Source organism: Stakelama sediminis, from assembly GCF_014199335.1.
GTDB classification, from domain to species: Bacteria; Pseudomonadota; Alphaproteobacteria; order Sphingomonadales; family Sphingomonadaceae; genus Sphingomonas; species Sphingomonas sediminis.
Genome location: NZ_JACIJI010000001.1, coordinates 627202 through 643532 on the forward strand (window position 1 = coordinate 627202; position 16331 = coordinate 643532).

Genomic DNA, 16331 nt, shown 5'->3' on the forward strand with positions numbered 1-16331 from the left:
CCGTCCTATTGCGCGCCGTAGCCGTGATAGAGCGTGCCGAAGAAATCGCCCTTGTGCCAGGCCGGGCGCTGATCGGCATCGGCGATGGCGCGTGCGATCTGATAATTCACGTCGATGAAGCGCACCCCCTGCGCCCAGTCGATCCCGTCCTTGCCCAGTTCGTCCGAGGGTTTGTGGTAATGTTCGGCGAAGAACAGTTCGACCGCCGCCTTGCCCGGCCCCTTTTCGCCCGGCCATAGGAAGACCGAGGGGATACCCTGCTGGACGAAGCGATAATGGTCGGAGCGCACGAACAGGCCCATTTCCGGCATCGGATCGGGCGAGAAGGCGACCCCGGCATCTGCCGCCGCCTGCCGCACGATCGGCCCCAGCGTCGAACGATCCGCGCCGAACGCGATCACATCCTCGAACGGATAGGTCAGGATCGGCATGTCGAGATTGACGTCGGCGACCAGATGATCCTTGGGCAGGGTCGGATTGTGGGCAAAATATTCCGACCCGACCAACCCCTTTTCCTCCGCCGTGACGGCAAGGAACAGGATCGAGCGGCGCGGCGGCTTGCCCGATGCCTGAAACTTCTTCGCCTCCTCGATCAGCGAGGCGATACCCACGGCATTGTCTTCGGCACCGTTATAGATGGTGTCGCCGGTCTCATCGGGCTTGCCCACGCCGACATGGTCGAGATGCGCGGACAGGATTACCACCTGATCCTTCAGCGCCGGATCGCTGCCCGGCAACAGGCCCGCGACATTGGAACTGTCCATCCTGCGCCGCGCCGTCCTGATCTCGACCGACAGCGTGGCGGGAAAGACGATCGGTGTGTCGCCGTACAGCGCCTTGCCCAGCTTTTTCTCACGCATCCCCGCCGCCTTGCCCAGCGCCGTCACTGCATCGCCGCCCAGCACCCCCAGCAGCGGCGTCTGCGGCGCGGGCGTGAAACCGTTGCCCTGCCTGTCCATCCAGGTCACTCGTTCACGCCCGGCATTGCGACTGCCCGACAAGGTGGTGCCGGGCGTCAGCAGGATCACCGCGCCCACCGCCCCGTGCTTCGCCGCCTCGACCAGCTTGGTACGCATGCTACCGAAATGGGCGCGCTCCTCCCCGTTGAAGGAGGACGGCGCGCCGGTGCGCAGCGCGACGACCTTTCCGCGCACATCGGCCCCGGCATAATCGTCGCGCTTATATTGCGGCGCGACGATCCCTTGCCCGACATAGACGATTTCGCCCGACACCTTCGTATCCACCGCCGCCGGGTTCGGGGACGGCAGATAGTCCTTGCCGAACCGGAGCGGGATGGTCCGGTCGCCGACGCGCAGCGTGAAAGCACCCTTGCCATCGACCTTGTACGCCATCAGGGGCACATGCTGAAGATAGCTGCCGGCATCGCCCGCCGGTTTCAGGCCGGCGGCATAGAATTGCGCCGCGACATAGTGGGCGGCGATATCATATTCGTGGCTGCCCGCATCGCGTCCGCGCATCGCATCGGAGGCCAGGAACATCACATGCGCCTTCATCGCCGCCTCGGCGGGCGGCAGCGGCCGGTTGATGATCGCATTGCGCGCCGCGACCGTGTCCTTGCCTTGCGCGACCCGCGCGGGCGCCTCCGCCTGTTGCGCGAAAGCCGTGCTGCTCAGCGCCAGCGCCGATACGAAAACCGTCCAACGAAACACGCACTTTCCCCCAAAGCTTGTACGTATGCACCGACCGGAGTAGCAGCCAGCCCACGGTACGCAACCATCCGGCGTGCGAAAGCGTCTGGATTTAATCCTTTTCCTGTTGTTAGGCTTGTTTCATGCTCGATGCCCAGACCACCGCCCAGCCCCATGTGATCCGCCGCGAAGACTATCGCGCCCCGGACTGGATGGTGCCGGAGATTGCGCTCGATTTCGATCTCGACGCCGCCGTCACCACGGTGCATGCGGTGCTGAAGGTCGAACGCAACGGCAGCGATGCCGGGCCGCTGCGCCTCGACGGCGACGGGCTGACCCCGGAAAGCGTGCGCGTCGACGGGCGTGAGGCGGAATATCATATGGACGGTGATACGCTGGTCGTGCCGCTGGACGGGGCGATGCATCACGTCGAAACGGTCGTTCGGATCGCGCCGGAACGCAACACGCAACTGATGGGGCTTTATGCCTCTGGCGGCAATCTGTGCACCCAGTGCGAGGCGGAAGGATTTCGCCGCATCACCTTTTTCCCCGACCGGCCCGATGTGCTGACGCGCTATCGCGTGCGGATGGAGGCGGACAAGACCCGCTATCCGGTGCTGCTGTCCAACGGCGATCCGGTGGCGTCGGGCGACCTCGACCATGGCCGCCACTGGGCGGAATGGAACGACCCCTTCCCCAAACCCTGCTACCTCTTCGCGCTGGTGGCGGGCGACCTTGCGGTCAATCGCGGCACCTTTACCACCCGGTCGGGACGCGAGGTACAGCTTGGCATCTGGGTGCGCGAAAAGGATCTGGCCAAGACCGAACATGCGCTCGAAGCGCTCAAAACCTCGATGGCGTGGGACGAGCGCGTCTATGGCCGCGAATATGACCTCGACGTGTTCAACATCGTCGCGGTCGACGATTTCAATTTCGGCGCGATGGAAAATAAGGGGCTGAACATCTTCAACAGCCGCTACATCCTCGCCGATCCCGACACTGCCACCGATCAGGATTATGACGCCATCGCAGGCGTGGTCGCGCATGAATATTTCCACAACTGGTCGGGCAACCGCATCACCTGTCGCGACTGGTTCCAGCTATCGCTGAAGGAAGGCTTCACTGTCTTTCGCGACCAGAGCTTTTCCGCCGATCAGGGATCGGCCGCGGTCAAGCGGATCGAGGATGTCCGTGCCCTGCGCGCCGCCCAGTTCCCGGAAGATGCCGGACCGCTGGCGCATCCGATCCGTCCCGACAGCTTTATCGAGATTTCGAACTTCTACACCGCCACCATCTATAACAAGGGCGCCGAAGTCATCCGCATGATGGCGACGATGCTGGGGCCGCAGAAATTCCGGGCCGCCACCGACCTGTATTTCAGCCGCTTCGACGGCACGGCGGCGACATGCGAGGATTTCGTGCGCTGTATGGAGGAAGCAGGCGAAATCGACCTGTCGCAGTTCCGCCTATGGTATTCGCAGGCCGGAACGCCGCGCGTCACCGCCAGCCTGTCCCACGAACAGGGCAGCGACCGCGCGCTGCTGACGCTGCGCCAGAGCGTGCCCGCGACGCCGGGACAACCCGACAAGCAGCCGATGGTGCTGCCGCTGAAGCTCAAGCTGTTCAGCGAAACCGACGGCAGCGCTTTCGGTCCCGAACAGCTTGTGCTGCTGTCCGACCTCGAATCCGAAATCGCGTTCGAAGGCGTGAGCGAACGCCCCGTCCTGTCGATCAATCGCGGCTTTTCCGCGCCGGTCGTGATCGAAACCGATCGCAGTGCCGCCGACCTGGCGTTTCTGTCGGCGCATGACGACGATCCCTTCGCCCGCTATGAGGCGATGCAGCAACTGATGCTCGACACGATGATCGCGGGCGTGCTGCATGGCCGGACCGACCATGCCCCGGTGATCGAGGCCGTGGCCAATACGCTGGGCGACGAACGGCTCGACGCCGCATTCATCGCGGAAGCGGTATTGCTGCCGTCCGAAAACTTCGTCGGCGATCAGATGGCCACCGTCGATCCCGATGCGATCCATCGCGTGCGCGAAGCGCTGCGCCGCGACCTCGGCCGCTCGCTGGAAGGGCTGTGGCGGCAAGCCTATGAGGCTTCGCGCGCCGACCGGTTCGAACTGACCCCCGCCGCGAAAGGTGCACGGCGGCTGCGCACGGTCTCGCTCGGCTATATCAATGCCGGCGGCGCGCCGGATGCGGCCGGCCTGGCTTTCCTCCAGTTCGAGCAGGCGGATAACATGTCCGACCGGCAGGGCGCGCTGGGCGTGCTCGCCAACGGATCGTCGGACAAGCGGGTGGCGGCGCTCGACATTTTCTACAACCGCTATTCGGATAACGGGCTGGTACTCGACAAATGGTTCTCGACCCAAGCGCTGTCGGGACGCGACGATACGCTGGATCAGGTCGAGCAGCTTGCCCGGCACAAGGATTTCACGCTTGCCAATCCCAACCGGGCGCGGTCGCTGGTCGGTGCCTTTTCGGTCAACCAGCGCGCATTCCATGATGCGTCGGGGCGCGGCTATCGCTTTCTGGCGGACCAGTTGCTGGCGCTCGACAAGCTCAACCCGCAGACCGCGGCGAAGCTGCTGCCGCCGCTGGGCCGCTGGCGACGATTCGATGCCGACCGTGCGGAAAAGATGCGCGCCGAACTGGAACGCATCCTCGCCACGCCGGGGCTGAGCAAGGACATGTTCGAACAGGCCGAGCGCAGCCTGAAGGGGTAAAGTCTCAGGAGGAGGGCGACGCCTTCTCCTCGATCAGTGCCTCGAACGCCTGCGCCGCCCTGCTGCGATAGCGTTCCTTGTGATGCAGCGCGTAAAAGGGGCGCGATACCGGGCGATAGGGCTGGACATGCAGCGTTCCGGCAGCGACCGAGGCGGCGACCACCGCATCGGAAAGCATCGCCGCGCCCGCGCCATGTTCCACCGCGGTGCGCACCGCTTCGTTCGACGGCAGCACCAGCACATTTTCAAGCGCGTCGAGGGCGATGCCGTCTTCGGCCAGCATGTCGGCCAGCGTTGCCCGCGTGCCCGATCCCGGCTCACGCACGACCCATGCGATTTGCCTGAGCCAGTCGCGATCCACCCCGGCGGTTGCAGGGCGGGCGGTAACAATCTGCAACCTGTCTTCGGCCACCACCCGGCGCGCCAGTGCGGGATGCAGAACCGCCCCTTCGACAAAACCCAGTTCGGCATCGTCCTCCGCAACCGCGCGGGCGGCCTCCTCGCTATTGCCGACAGACAGGTTCAGCATCACCGCCGGGTGGAGCCGTCTAAAGCGGGCCACCAGCGGCGGCAGCCAGTATCCGGCGATGGTCTGGCTGGCGACCAGCCGCAGCGTGCCGCGCCGCAGCGTGCCGATATCGTCGAGCACGGCGCGAGCCGCCTGCGCGCGTGCAAGGACGGCGCGCGCCTCATCCAGAAAGGCCCGCCCTGCCTCTGTCAGCGCGATGCCGCGTCCCGCCCGGTGGAACAGTTTCACATCATGCCCCGCCTCCAGCGCGGCAATCGCCGCCGACGCCGCCGACTGGGTGAGGTTCAGCGCCTCGGCAGCACGCGTGACATGCTCACGTTCGGCCACGGCGACGAAGATACGCAACTGTTCCAGCGTCATGCACAAACCCATCGGAAAAGCGGATCGGATGTAGCGGTCTAATCCGTTTTTCCGATACTTCCAGTATCAGGAGGATCAGGCCGTCATAATGTTCGATCCGCGATCCACCGTTGCGCTGTGTCCGACGCGGGCTTGCGAGGTACGGCTGGTAATGGAGTTGCAGAAGATCCAGTCGTTGCTGACCCGCTCCGGCGTCACCGTCATCGCCATATAGCCGCGATTGGACGTATCGCACCATTTGAGCTCTGGATTGGCCGAAACCAGCGCCGCCGCGACCGTTTTGGGGTCGGCGGAGACATAGTGTTCGAACCCCGGAGATGTCACCGACTGACCGGCGAATTCGACGCCCGCAGGCTTGCCGTCGTGGCCCAGATCATAGGCCCAGCCATTATGGCTGTCGCCGGAAAGGACGATCAGATCGGACCCCATTTCCTGCGCCGATTGCAGGAAACGCGCGCGCGCCGCCGGATAGCCGCCCCAATTGTCGAAATTGAATGGCAGGCCGACTTTGCCCGCGACGATCCCTGCGCGCATATAGTCGCGCACCTGAGCGGGTGCGCCGGCGGGAACCCAGTCCATTGCGCTCGCAGGCGCAATCGTCTTGCCCATAATCGTACCGAAGCCGACAATCTGCCACTTCGCGCCGCGTTTCACCGACGCCTGCATGGCATGCGACAGCCAGTTTTCCTGATCCGATCCCATCATCGTCGCGGCCGGGTCCATCCATTTTCCGTCGCGAAATGCGATCAGCGCCTTGACCGGATCGGCTTCCTTGAACAGCGGCGCGATATCGGGCTGCTTGGTACGGGCCAGAATGCGGGTTTCGGTACGGAACAACGTCGCCAGATCGCCGATCGGATAGGCTTTCCATGGCATGTCCGACACCGGCATCCATTCGTCATAGGCCTGAATTGCGGCATCCTTGCGATTGTCCCAGTCGCCTTCATCAGGCTGGTGATTCTGCGCACCCCCCTCCCAACTGTCGTTCGCGGATTCATGATCGTCCCACTGCACGATCATCGGCATCCTGCGGTGCAGTTCCTGCAAATCCGGGTCAGCGCGATAGCTGGCATAGCGCAGCCGGTAATCGGCAAGATGGATCAGTTCGCCCACCGGTTCGGGCCAGCGGCCATCGACGGCACCGCCATCGGGCGCATAGCCGCCTTTCTTATATTCATAGAAATAGTCGCCGAGATGGATGGCAAGGTCGATATCGCCGCGCGCGGCGGCATCGCCATAGGCGTTGAAATAGCCGAACGGCATGTTCGCACAGGAAAAGATCGCCGCTTTGAACGACGATGCGCTGCCATCGGGAAGCGTCTTCGTTTCGCCCACCGGCGACATGGAGCCGTCGGGTGCGATAAAGCGGTAATAATAGCGGGTTCCCGGCTCCAGTCCGGCAAGCGTCAGCTTTGCGCAATGGTCCGCCCATGGCCCGGTAATGACCGCCCCACCGGCCGCAACTTTTTTGAAATCGGGGGTGGTCGACATTTCCGCCTTCAGTTCGACCTGTCCGCCGTCCTTTGGCACATAGCGCGTCCATAGCAGCATCGAATCCGCCGCCGGTTCGCCGCTGGCGACCGAATGGGTAAAGCCCTGCTGATGCGTAACATTGGGCGCCTGCGCGAACCCCGGCACGGCGAATGCGCCCAGCCCGAAGGTGCCGGTGGCCAGCAATGAGCGGCGGTTGATACGAACGGTCATGAACGGCTCCCTGTATTTCTGTTCATGCCCCCCTGCGCCCGGCAAATTGCGTCTTCGTGACAGCGCATCAAACCATGGCTACAAAATCATCATCCCGGCCATTGAGAGCCGTTCCATTGATCCGTGAGAGGATATTGATGCGCACAACATTGCTTCCCCTGTTGCTGGCCACTGCCGCCTGCACCCCCAGCCATGGCGGTTCGGGCAACCGCATGGCGGGCACCGGCAACAGCGCTGCGGCGATCACCGACGAATCGCCACAGACGCTCGCCGCCGACCGCGCCAAGATCGCGCCTATTCAGATGCACCCGGACACCAGCTTCCTGACCAGTGAGCAGCGGCAGGTGGTCAACCTGCTGATCCAGGCATCCGACCTGATGAGCGAAATCTACAAGCATCAGCGCGACCCCTGGTATCCGCAGGACCGGCAGGCGATCGCAAAATCGAAGCGCGGGGACCGCGACCTGCTGCTCAACATGTACGATCTGAATTTCGGGCCATGGGACGAACTCAACGACAACAAGCCGTTCTGGGGTAGCCGTCCGATGCCGCCGGGCGCGAATTTCTATCCCACCGACATGACCAAGGCGGAGTTCGACGCCTATCTGAAGGCGCATCCCGGCCAGAAGGATGATCTGACCAGCCTCTATACCGTCGTGCGCCGCGACGGTGACACGCTGAAGGCGGTGCCCTATTCCGTCGAGTATCGGCAATGGCTGGAACCGGCGGCGAAGCTGTTGGAGAAGGCGGCGTCGATCACCAGCAACCCCAGCCTGAAACATTTCCTGACGCTGCGTGCCAAGGCGTTCCGCACCGATGACTATTTCCAGAGCGAACTGGCATGGATGGATCTGAAGAACACGCCCATCGAAATCGCGATCGGGCCGTATGAGGTCTATACCGACAGGCTGTATGGCGCGAAGGCGGCGTTCGAAAGCTTCGTGACGCTGAAAAACCCCAAGGAATCGGCCGCACTCGACAAGTATAAACATTATCTGCGCGATATGGAGGCAAACCTTCCCGAGCCGGACGAATACAAGAATTTCAAGCGCGGCTTTGCCAGCCCGATCGCGGTTGCCGAACAGGTGCATGGCGGCGGCGACAATGTGCCGGGCGTGCAGACCATTGCCTTCAACCTGCCCAATGACGAGCGCGTGCGTGAGGCCAAGGGCGCGAAAAAGGTGATCCTGTCCAATGTGCTCGGCGCCAAATACGACCGCATCCTGAAGCCGATGGCGCCGCTGGTGCTTGAACCCGATCAGGCCAAGCTGGTCGTGAAGAAATATATGCAGCTCGACACGCTGTTCCACGAATTGTCGCACAGCCTGGGGCCGGGCACGATCACCGTCGACGGGCGCCAGACCACCGTCGATGCCGAATTGAAGGAACAGAATTCCGCGCTGGAAGAAGCCAAGGCCGATGTCGCGGGCGTGTGGAACATCCTGTTCATGATGAAGAAGGGCGTATTGCCGGCTTCCGAAAAGCCGCAACTGTTCGCCAGCTATGTCGCGGGCATCTTCCGTTCCGTCCGCTTCGGGACCGAGGAAGCGCACGGCCGGGGTGCGGCCATGCAATATCGCTATTTACAAGCCAAGGGCGCGATCCGATGGGATGCGACCGACAAACGCTATCGCGTCGATGATGCGAAGATGGAAAGCGCCATCCGCGACCTGCTCCACCAGATCCTGATGTTTCAGGCGACCGGCGATTATGCGGGCACGAAGGCGTTCATGGCGAAATGGGCGGTGCTGGACGACCATGCCAAGGGCGTGATCGCGACGATGCACGACATTCCCGTCGACATTCAGCCCATCTATCCCGACAAGGTCTGACGTGACCGGACGCGGTTGCCGGTCAGGCGGCGCCGCGTCCCAGCAGCGGAACGTCGCCTGCCTTTTCACGGATCAGGCTTTCATAATAAGCGAGCAGGTCGACGACATGATCGCGGTCGGTGCGGACCTGTCCGGCGGCGTGGTTGGCGGCCGCCTTCAGGATGCGCTGATCGCGACCGAACAGACGCAAAATCGCCTCGGCGGCGCTGTGTGCATCGCGCGCGCGATAGGTTTCGGCATAGAGCGGATCGGAAATTTCGAACAGCCCGCCCTCATCCGGCACGACCAGCGGCAGGCCGGACGCCACCGCCTCCAGCCCGACCAGCCCGAACGGCTCTGCATCCGATCCGTGGATCAGCGCGTCGCAGCTTGCCATGATCCGCGCCAGACGCGGGCGATCATAGACCGGGTGGAACATCTTGATATGCGGGCTGCCCGCGATCCGGCGTTCCAGACGCCGGCGATCCACCCCCTGCCCGATCAGGATCATGCCCACCGGCAGGTCGTGCCCGGCGGTTTCGACCGCGTCGAACACCATCGGCCAGCGCTTTTCGGGATGATGGCGGCCAAGCCCCAGCAGCAGATGGCCATGCGGCGGCAGGTCGAGCTGCTCCAGCAAGGCACTACGCAGTTTCTCGTCGCGGAGGGTAGGCGAGAAAAAGCCGCGCTCGATTCCCAGCGCCATCGACGCATGAACCTTCAGCCCGCGCTTGGCATAGCGTTTGAACAGCGCCGGCCCGTTGGTCACGAACGCGTCGTAATGTTGCAGGAAACCGTCCATCCGCCGCGTGTACCAGCCGAACGCCTCTTCGATTTTCTTCGGAGAGGCAAGCCGTTCGAACCAGCGCAGCGGATAGGCGGCGACATTGTCGTTATGGGCGAAGAACACCTTTGGTGCATCGCCCTGCCAGTTCGCCAGAATCCAGCCCGGACGCCAGGGCGAACTGGTTTCGACGATATCGGGTTTCAGCGAGTCGAGCAGGCGGTGGATCGGCGCCTCGGCCCAGAACAGGCGGTAATTCTTGTCCACCACCATCGGCAACGACTTGACCCAGCAGATCCTGCCGCCGCCGACGCGTTCTTCCACGCCGTCTTCCTTGCCGGGGGCGATGACGATCAGTTCATGGCCCATCTCGGCCATGATCGCCATCTTGCGCTCCAGATAGGTCCGAACACCCCCGCCGGTCGGCGAGTAGAACTCGTTGATATCGACGACGCGCATGACCCGCCCCCCTTTTCAGCCCTGTTTAGTTCTTCAGCGGACCGAAACCGCTGAAGATCCCGCGCATATATTGGGCGCGGATATCCTTGGTGACGACACCATCACCGACCGTCACCTCGGCTTCGCCGACTTTAGGCTTGCTGCGTCCCAGCTTTTCGTTGCTGGGAATGCCTGCGCCGTCCTTCCAGATATTGAACTTGTTACGGCCATCGCGATCATGGGTGAAAAACAGCGCATAGGTGCCGGGATGCGGCACCTTGATGCACATCGTTACCGGCCCCGATTGCGGGGTTTTCGCCCAGACGCGCCGGAACACCTTTCCTTCGCGTTCCAGATCGTGATCGTCCTTCAGGAAATCGTCCGCGTCGGCGGGATAGAGTTCCAGCTTCAGACGGCCCGTACGGTCCTTCAGCCCCTCGACATTGACGCGGATGGCCGGGCCATTGTCACTGTTACAAGCGGCGGCATCGGTACCGATCGCGCCTGCCTGCGCTGCTGCGGGCGCAGCCAGAAGCGCGCTGCCGGCGGCGGCAATCAATGCAATCTTACCAATCAATTCTTCTTCTCCAACAAAGCATGGAGCGCAAACGCTCCTGCCAGCACTATATGCAGGAGCAATGTTGACGCAGCGGTGAACGCGATCAGGTTCGACAGCGCCTTGCCCTCCCCGATCAACATAATCGCGATGTTGGCGAAAAGGAGGTCTTTGTTGGGCACCAGCGGCAAACGCGACACCAAAAGGCGTGCCGCGACCAGGAATGCCCACCATCCCACCGCGACCATCGGCATCGCAAAATGCCAGGCCAGCGCCAGCATCGCCATGCCGAAAACCGCGCGCGCGCAGTGCATGACGAAAATCCACCACAATTGCCCGCGCGGCAGCGAAAACACCCGTCGCGAAAAAATCAGAAACGGCAGGGAGGTGGCCAGCACGATCGCCACCGATCCGATAAATACCCGGAACTGATACGGGGTCAGCAATCCCAGCCCCAGCGGCAGCGCGAACGCCGCCATCAGCAAGGTAATACCGTTTCCGGCAATACCCGACAGGATGGTCACGTCCTTGATCGCGCCGAATGGGGCGACGACCATTTTCAGCCGCTCGCGCGCCCAGACATAGAAATAGACATCGCCCGAATAGCCGATGATCACATCGTTCGCGATGCGTTTGCGGACCAGCGCCCCGAATCCGGAAAAGGGCAATTTCCACAAGCGCCGGAAGATCAGGAAATCGAATGCGGGCGGCGCGATATAGGCGGCGAAAAAGAACGCATAAAACAGTGGATTGACCGGTACCATCCGCGTCAATCCGGTCAGCCCGTCGTCGAACAGCTCGCGCGCCAGCCCGATCACCATCAATATGCTGAGCGCATAGCCCAGCCATAGCGGCCAGCGACGACGGATTTTTTCGACCGGCTCCAGTCCCGCGATATCGGACCCGAACGGAATCGGCTTTACCGGGGTATCGCTAATGTCGGTCTGGGAACCGGATACGGTCATGGCGTGCGCTTTTGCGGCCTCAATCGACTATCGACGTCATACGGCGCCGACCGATGCAGGCCGCCGCTTACCACGCGGATTTCGCGTGTAAGGCGTCGCATCTCAACGGCTTCGCCAGTAACGGTAGATAGGTTTCCGTCATATTTCCGTCAATGCGTCATGCGCCGGACGCTTCTTCGCACCGGTCCGGATGCGCAGCGGCAAAGGCGGGCAAGGCGGTTGCGGCAGCGTCGATCGCCACCAGTTTGGGAAAGGCGTCGAGCGGTACCGAAAAGCGCCGGGCGTTATAGAGTTGCGGCACCAGACAGATATCGGCAAGCCCCGGCTCTTCCCCGCCCAGAAACCGCCCGTCGCCCGCCATGCGTTCGAGCGCGGTCAGCCCCTCGACGATCCAGTGCGCATACCAGGCGTCGCGGTCGGGCTTTGCGACCTGCAATTCGCGATCGAGATATTGCAGCACGCGCAGATTATCGATGGGGTGAATGTCGCAGGCAATTGCCAGCGCCATGGCATATTGTCGCGCGCGCGCCTCCGGCTCATCGGGCAGCAGGCGCGGTTCCGGGTAGCGCCGGTCCAGCCAATCGAGGATCGCCAGACTTTGCGTCAGCACCGCGCCGCCGATATCGAGCGCGGGCACCAGCCCCTGCGGATTACGGGCGAGATAATCGGGTTGCCGCTGCTCACCCGGCAGCAGTTGCACCGGATGGCGGCGATAGGACAGCCCCTTCATCGCCAGCGCAATGCGCACCCGGTATCCCGCCGAGGACCGGAAGTAGTCATAGAGCAGCAGATCACTCATGCGGCACCGCTCCACGCGCTGAAATTTCCGATTTACGCTCCAGCGCCACTTTGATCATCGCCACCATCGGATCGGCCAGCGCCAGCCCCAAGATGCCGAACAGCGCGCTGGTCAGGATCTGCGCCGACAAAGTGAGCGCGGGCGGCAGGTCCACCGTGCGGCGTGCGACCATCGGGATGACGACATAGCCGTCAAAGGTCTGCACGACGATATAGATGCCAATCGCCCACAGCCCCGTGTCCACGCCCGCGCTGAACCCCACCGCCGCCATCAGCATGCCGCTGATAAACGCGCCGATATTGGGAATGAAGGCGAGCAGGCCGGTCAGGATGCCCAGCAGCAGCGCCATCGGCACGCCCGCCGCCCACAGCGCCAGCCAGGTCAGCGTTCCTTCGAACGCCATGCCGAGCAGCCGCCCGGCAAGCAGGCGGCGCATGGTCAGCGCCATGTTGTCGATCGTGACCGCGAAGTCCTCACGCCGGTCGAGCGGCACCATCCATTGCAGGCCACGATCATAGATGCGCGGCTCCATCGCGACGAACAGGCCGATCACCAGAATCATGAACATCGTCGTCACCGCGCCGACCGCCGTTCCCAAAGCGGAGGTCAGCTTGCCGATCGATCCCATGCCTTCGCGTACCAATCCGGTAATATCTTCCCGATGCGGCATGATGCCCAGATTGGCGGCCCAGGCGATGACCCTGTCCGCCTGCGTTTCCAGCGTTGTGCGCAACTGGCTGGCCTGCGCGGCAATCTGCATGCCTGCCATGTAGAAGGTGCCGAGCACAAAAGCGGTTGCCAGCAGCACGACGATCAGCAGGCGAAAGCCGCGCGGGATCGGCAATACCCGGCCCAGCAGGCGCACCCCGCCGTCGAGCATCGCGGCAAAGACCAGCCCGCCGAAAATGATCAGCAGGGGCTGAATCAGCAACACGATCAGCGCGATCGCCGCCGCGATCGAAAACCAGACCAGTGCCCTGCGCACTTCCGCCCGCGTCGCGGGATCGCGCATTTCATTCGGCCCCGGCTGCTGCACCGGTTCGGGCTCGCTGCTCATTGCTTCGCCTGTTTGGGGTGGAGCGACAGACCCGTCCGGCCGGGACGGAAATCGTGAATCCAGGTCAGCGGATTCCAGGTCGCGTTACCGTCGAGCGAGAAGGTGATGAACTCCGCCCGGCCGCCGATATTTTCCCACGGCACCGGCCCGCCAAGTCCGTCTTCCGACAGCGGATACCGGCTGTCGGCGCTGTTGTCGCGATTATCCCCCATCAGGAACACCTTCCCCTTAGGCACCGTAATTTCAGGATAATTGTCGCCGGGCGAATAGCCCAGGTCAATCGTGTCGTAATAACGACCGCTGGGCAGCCATTCGCGCACGATCGGCACGCGGCAGACCCATTTCCCCTGTGCATTGCGCACGCGCATGCCGGGATATTCGTCGGGACTGCATTTCGTATTGCCGTCGACCGGAATATCGCGCGTGCCCATCCGCTTCTGCTTCAGCGGCACCCCGTTCAGATAGACGGTGCCGCCCGCCACCCCGATCCGGTCGCCCGGCAGGCCGATCACCCGCTTGATATAATCGGTGTCCTTACCCGGCGGGACGACGATGACGATGTCACCGCGCTTCGGCATATGCCCGAACAGGCGGCCATGCATGAACGGCAGGACGTGAAAGGTCGGGGTGATGTACGAATAGCCATAAGGATATTTGGTGACGATCAGCCGGTCGCCCACGCGGAGCGTCGGCAGCATCGATTCCGACGGGATATAGAAGGGCTTTGCGACGAGGCTGTGAAAGGCGAGCACCGCCAAAATCAGCAGCAGGATCGCGCGCGCCTCCGCCCACCAGTTGGTTTTTTTCCTGGCTGTACCCGCAGTTTCTTCCCGTGCGGCGCTCCCGCCGTTATTTGCTTGATCCAACGTCAGTTTTTCACTCGTCATGCATTGTCCCGGCTATCGGCAACGCCTCAATGATGACGAACGCCTGCGCCCAGGGATGATCGTCGGTCAGCGTCACGTGTATCTGTACCTCATGTCCGGCGGGCACCATCGCCATCAGCCGTTCCTTCGCACCGCCGCTCAGGGCCAGCGTCGGCGCGCCCGATGGCGCATTTACCACACCGATATCGCGCATGAACACACCGCGTTTGAAGCCGGTTCCCACCGCCTTGGAAAAGGCCTCCTTGGCGGCGAAGCGCTTGGCCAGCGTGCCGGCGATGGTGTGCGGCCGCCGCGCCGCCTTTGCCCGCTCGACATCGGTGAACACGCGGTTGAGGAAGCGCTCGCCGAACCGGTCCAGCGAATGGGCAATCCGGTCGATATTACACAGGTCGGAACCGAGGCCGATGATCATGACGCATTTCCGAATGCGGCATCCCGGTGAAGATGGCTCCCGTCATATTCCTTAGTCTCGCAAATACGATTCTTTGTGGGTGCGGCACGGGCATCCGCCCGTCCCTTGCGGCACCGGCCCGCTCCCCCTCCCGGCCACCCAATCAGGATATTGTCATGGGTGGCCGGGAGGGGGAGCGGGCCGGTGCCGTCTGCGAGCGAGAGCGAGCCAACCATTAGCGCGCCGCATCCATCAACGCGCGCATCCGCTGCACCACCGGGGCAAGGCCGTCGAAAATCGCCTGCCCGATCAGAAAATGGCCGATATTGAGTTCGCGTATCTGCGGGATCGCGGCGATGGGCACGACATTGTCGAAGGTCAGACCGTGCCCGGCATGGACCTCAATCCCGTTTTTCGCAGCCAGCGCCGCAGCATCGGCGAGACGTTTCAGTTCCGCCGCCTGATCGGCTCCGTCCAGTTCGGCGTAGCGCCCCGTGTGCAGTTCGACGACCGGTGCGCCCAGCCGGATCGCCGCCTCGATTTGCGCAGGGTCGGGTTCGATGAACAGGCTAACCCGCACGCCTGCCTCCCTCAGCTGTGCGCACATCGGGGCAAGGCGGTCATACTGTCCCGCCGCGTCCAGCCCGCCCTCGGTCGTCAGTTCCTCGCGCTTTTCGGGGACGATGCAGGCGGCGTGCGGACGATGGCGCAGGGCGATCGCCAGCATCTCCTGCGTCGCCGCCATTTCGAGATTGAGCGGGATCGTCAACTGGTCGGACAGCCGCGCGATATCGTCATCGGTGATATGGCGGCGATCCTCGCGCAGATGCGCGGTAATCCCGTCCGCCCCCGCCTGAGCCGCGAGCAGCGCCGCGCGCACCGGGTCGGGATAGCCCGATCCGCGTGCGTTGCGCACGGTGGCGACATGGTCGATATTGACGCCGAGGCGCAAAGCTTCGTTCATTCAGCCGCGCGGCTCCCCGGCTTGATCGCGGGGATGGCGGCGAGTTCGGGCGGCAGCGCATCGGCTTCATAGGTCGGCACGTCGAGCCGGATCAGCGGGAAGAAGGGCATAGCGAATTCAGCCTTGCCGCCCGACCGGTCGACCAGCGACGCGGCGGCGACCACTTCCCCGCCTGCCGCCTCAATCGCGGCAATCGCTTCGCGCGACGACAGGCCGGTGGTGACGACATCCTCCATCATCAGCACTTTCTGCCCCGGTTCCAGCCGGAAGCCGCGGCGCAGTTCGAAGGTGCCGGTGGGGCGTTCGAGGAACATCGCATCGACGCCCAGCGCGCGCGCCATTTCCTGTCCCGCGATCACGCCGCCCATGGCGGGCGACACCACCGCCGAAATATCGCTCCGCAGCGATTCGGGAATGCGCGCAACCAGCGCTTCGGCCAGCCGCCCGCCGCGCGCGGGGTTCATCAGCACGCGTGCGCATTGCAGATAACGGGGACTGCGCAGGCCCGACGACAGGATGAAATGCCCCTCCAGCAGCGCATCGGCAGCCCGAAATTCCGCCAGAATCTCTTCATCCGTCATCACAACTCCTTCATCCAAGCATGGCCGCGCGTTCCATACGCATCCGCGTTGTGCACTGCAACTGCGGCAAAAAAGCGGTTGTTGTGCTTGAGACAAAGCGTTTCCCACCGTATAGCTTTTA

14 protein-coding genes are annotated in these 16331 nt (G+C 63.2%); 2 read left to right on the forward strand and 12 right to left on the reverse strand.

Annotated features, from left to right (window positions below; genetic code table 11):
- Positions 1-5 precede the first annotated feature (5 nt).
- The gene (locus FHR23_RS03220) at positions 6-1670 is read right to left on the reverse strand and encodes a M28 family peptidase (RefSeq protein ID WP_343042964.1); all 1665 of its coding nucleotides are present in this window, start codon (positions 1668-1670) and stop codon (positions 6-8) included.
- Between the two features lie 122 nt (positions 1671-1792).
- On the opposite strand from FHR23_RS03220, the gene pepN reads away from it, so the two are divergent.
- Positions 1793-4384, forward strand: coding sequence for an aminopeptidase N (pepN, locus tag FHR23_RS03225; protein ID WP_184001463.1), 2592 nt, complete (start codon positions 1793-1795; stop codon positions 4382-4384).
- Between the two features lie 4 nt (positions 4385-4388).
- On the opposite strand, the gene FHR23_RS03230 is transcribed toward pepN, so the two are convergent.
- Complete coding sequence (locus tag FHR23_RS03230) at positions 4389-5273, reverse strand: LysR substrate-binding domain-containing protein (RefSeq protein WP_184001464.1); 885 nt, start codon at positions 5271-5273, stop codon at positions 4389-4391.
- A 75-nt stretch (positions 5274-5348) separates the two neighbouring features.
- Entirely contained in the window at positions 5349-6977 is a 1629-nt protein-coding gene (locus FHR23_RS03235; RefSeq protein ID WP_184001465.1) for an alkaline phosphatase D family protein, read from the reverse strand.
- Between the two features lie 137 nt (positions 6978-7114).
- Here FHR23_RS03235 and FHR23_RS03240 point away from each other — a divergent pair, with 137 nt between their 5' ends.
- A complete protein-coding gene (locus tag FHR23_RS03240; RefSeq protein WP_184001466.1) occupies positions 7115-8809 on the forward strand; it encodes a dipeptidyl-peptidase 3 family protein in 1695 nt (564 codons plus the stop codon).
- A gap of 22 nt (positions 8810-8831) precedes the next feature.
- Here the strand turns inward: FHR23_RS03240 and FHR23_RS03245 are convergent, their stop codons facing one another.
- From FHR23_RS03245 to pyrE, 9 genes are all read right to left on the reverse strand, one after another.
- Positions 8832-10031 carry a glycosyltransferase gene (locus FHR23_RS03245; protein WP_184001467.1) on the reverse strand — a complete coding sequence of 400 codons (1200 nt, stop codon included), beginning with the start codon at positions 10029-10031 and terminating at the stop codon, positions 8832-8834.
- Between the two features lie 25 nt (positions 10032-10056).
- Positions 10057-10584, reverse strand: a complete 528-nt coding sequence (locus tag FHR23_RS03250) for a DUF2141 domain-containing protein (protein ID WP_184002155.1) — start codon at positions 10582-10584, stop codon at positions 10057-10059.
- Positions 10584-11531 carry a hypothetical protein gene (locus tag FHR23_RS03255; RefSeq protein ID WP_184001468.1) on the reverse strand — a complete coding sequence of 316 codons (948 nt, stop codon included), beginning with the start codon at positions 11529-11531 and terminating at the stop codon, positions 10584-10586. Before FHR23_RS03255 ends, FHR23_RS03250 begins: the two co-directional genes overlap by 1 nt.
- 157 nt (positions 11532-11688) lie before the next feature.
- Positions 11689-12330: a maleylacetoacetate isomerase gene (maiA, locus tag FHR23_RS03260; protein WP_184001469.1), complete on the reverse strand. Its 642-nt coding sequence runs from the start codon at positions 12328-12330 to the stop codon at positions 11689-11691.
- A complete protein-coding gene (locus tag FHR23_RS03265) occupies positions 12323-13387 on the reverse strand; it encodes an AI-2E family transporter (protein WP_184001470.1) in 1065 nt (354 codons plus the stop codon). The genes maiA and FHR23_RS03265 overlap by 8 nt, the downstream gene beginning before the upstream one ends.
- Positions 13384-14274 (reverse strand): signal peptidase I, encoded by an 891-nt coding sequence (gene lepB / locus FHR23_RS03270; protein WP_184001471.1) that lies wholly within the window; start codon positions 14272-14274, stop codon positions 13384-13386. The genes FHR23_RS03265 and lepB overlap by 4 nt, the downstream gene beginning before the upstream one ends.
- Entirely contained in the window at positions 14264-14686 is a 423-nt protein-coding gene (gene acpS, locus FHR23_RS03275; protein ID WP_184001472.1) for a holo-ACP synthase, read from the reverse strand. Before acpS ends, lepB begins: the two co-directional genes overlap by 11 nt.
- A gap of 214 nt (positions 14687-14900) precedes the next feature.
- On the reverse strand, positions 14901-15629 hold the full coding sequence (locus FHR23_RS03280; protein WP_184001473.1) for a pyridoxine 5'-phosphate synthase: 729 nt from the start codon (positions 15627-15629) through the stop codon (positions 14901-14903).
- Positions 15626-16210, reverse strand: coding sequence for an orotate phosphoribosyltransferase (gene pyrE, locus FHR23_RS03285; protein ID WP_184001474.1), 585 nt, complete (start codon positions 16208-16210; stop codon positions 15626-15628). Before pyrE ends, FHR23_RS03280 begins: the two co-directional genes overlap by 4 nt.
- Positions 16211-16331 lie beyond the last annotated feature (121 nt).

Bases quoted from the DNA above. Each gene is read 5' to 3' on its own strand.
- pepN (WP_184001463.1), top strand. From the start codon at position 1,793: ATGCTCGATGCCCAGACCACCGCCCAGCCCCATGTGATCCGCCGCGAA.
- FHR23_RS03230 (WP_184001464.1), bottom strand. From the start codon at position 5,273: ATGACGCTGGAACAGTTGCGTATCTTCGTCGCCGTGGCCGAACGTGAG.
- FHR23_RS03235 (WP_184001465.1), bottom strand. From the start codon at position 6,977: ATGACCGTTCGTATCAACCGCCGCTCATTGCTGGCCACCGGCACCTTC.
- FHR23_RS03240 (WP_184001466.1), top strand. From the start codon at position 7,115: ATGCGCACAACATTGCTTCCCCTGTTGCTGGCCACTGCCGCCTGCACC.
- FHR23_RS03245 (WP_184001467.1), bottom strand. From the start codon at position 10,031: ATGCGCGTCGTCGATATCAACGAGTTCTACTCGCCGACCGGCGGGGGT.
- FHR23_RS03255 (WP_184001468.1), bottom strand. From the start codon at position 11,531: ATGACCGTATCCGGTTCCCAGACCGACATTAGCGATACCCCGGTAAAG.
- maiA (WP_184001469.1), bottom strand. From the start codon at position 12,330: ATGAGTGATCTGCTGCTCTATGACTACTTCCGGTCCTCGGCGGGATAC.
- FHR23_RS03265 (WP_184001470.1), bottom strand. From the start codon at position 13,387: ATGAGCAGCGAGCCCGAACCGGTGCAGCAGCCGGGGCCGAATGAAATG.
- lepB (WP_184001471.1), bottom strand. From the start codon at position 14,274: ATGACGAGTGAAAAACTGACGTTGGATCAAGCAAATAACGGCGGGAGC.
- acpS (WP_184001472.1), bottom strand. From the start codon at position 14,686: ATGATCATCGGCCTCGGTTCCGACCTGTGTAATATCGACCGGATTGCC.
- FHR23_RS03280 (WP_184001473.1), bottom strand. From the start codon at position 15,629: ATGAACGAAGCTTTGCGCCTCGGCGTCAATATCGACCATGTCGCCACC.
- pyrE (WP_184001474.1), bottom strand. From the start codon at position 16,210: ATGACGGATGAAGAGATTCTGGCGGAATTTCGGGCTGCCGATGCGCTG.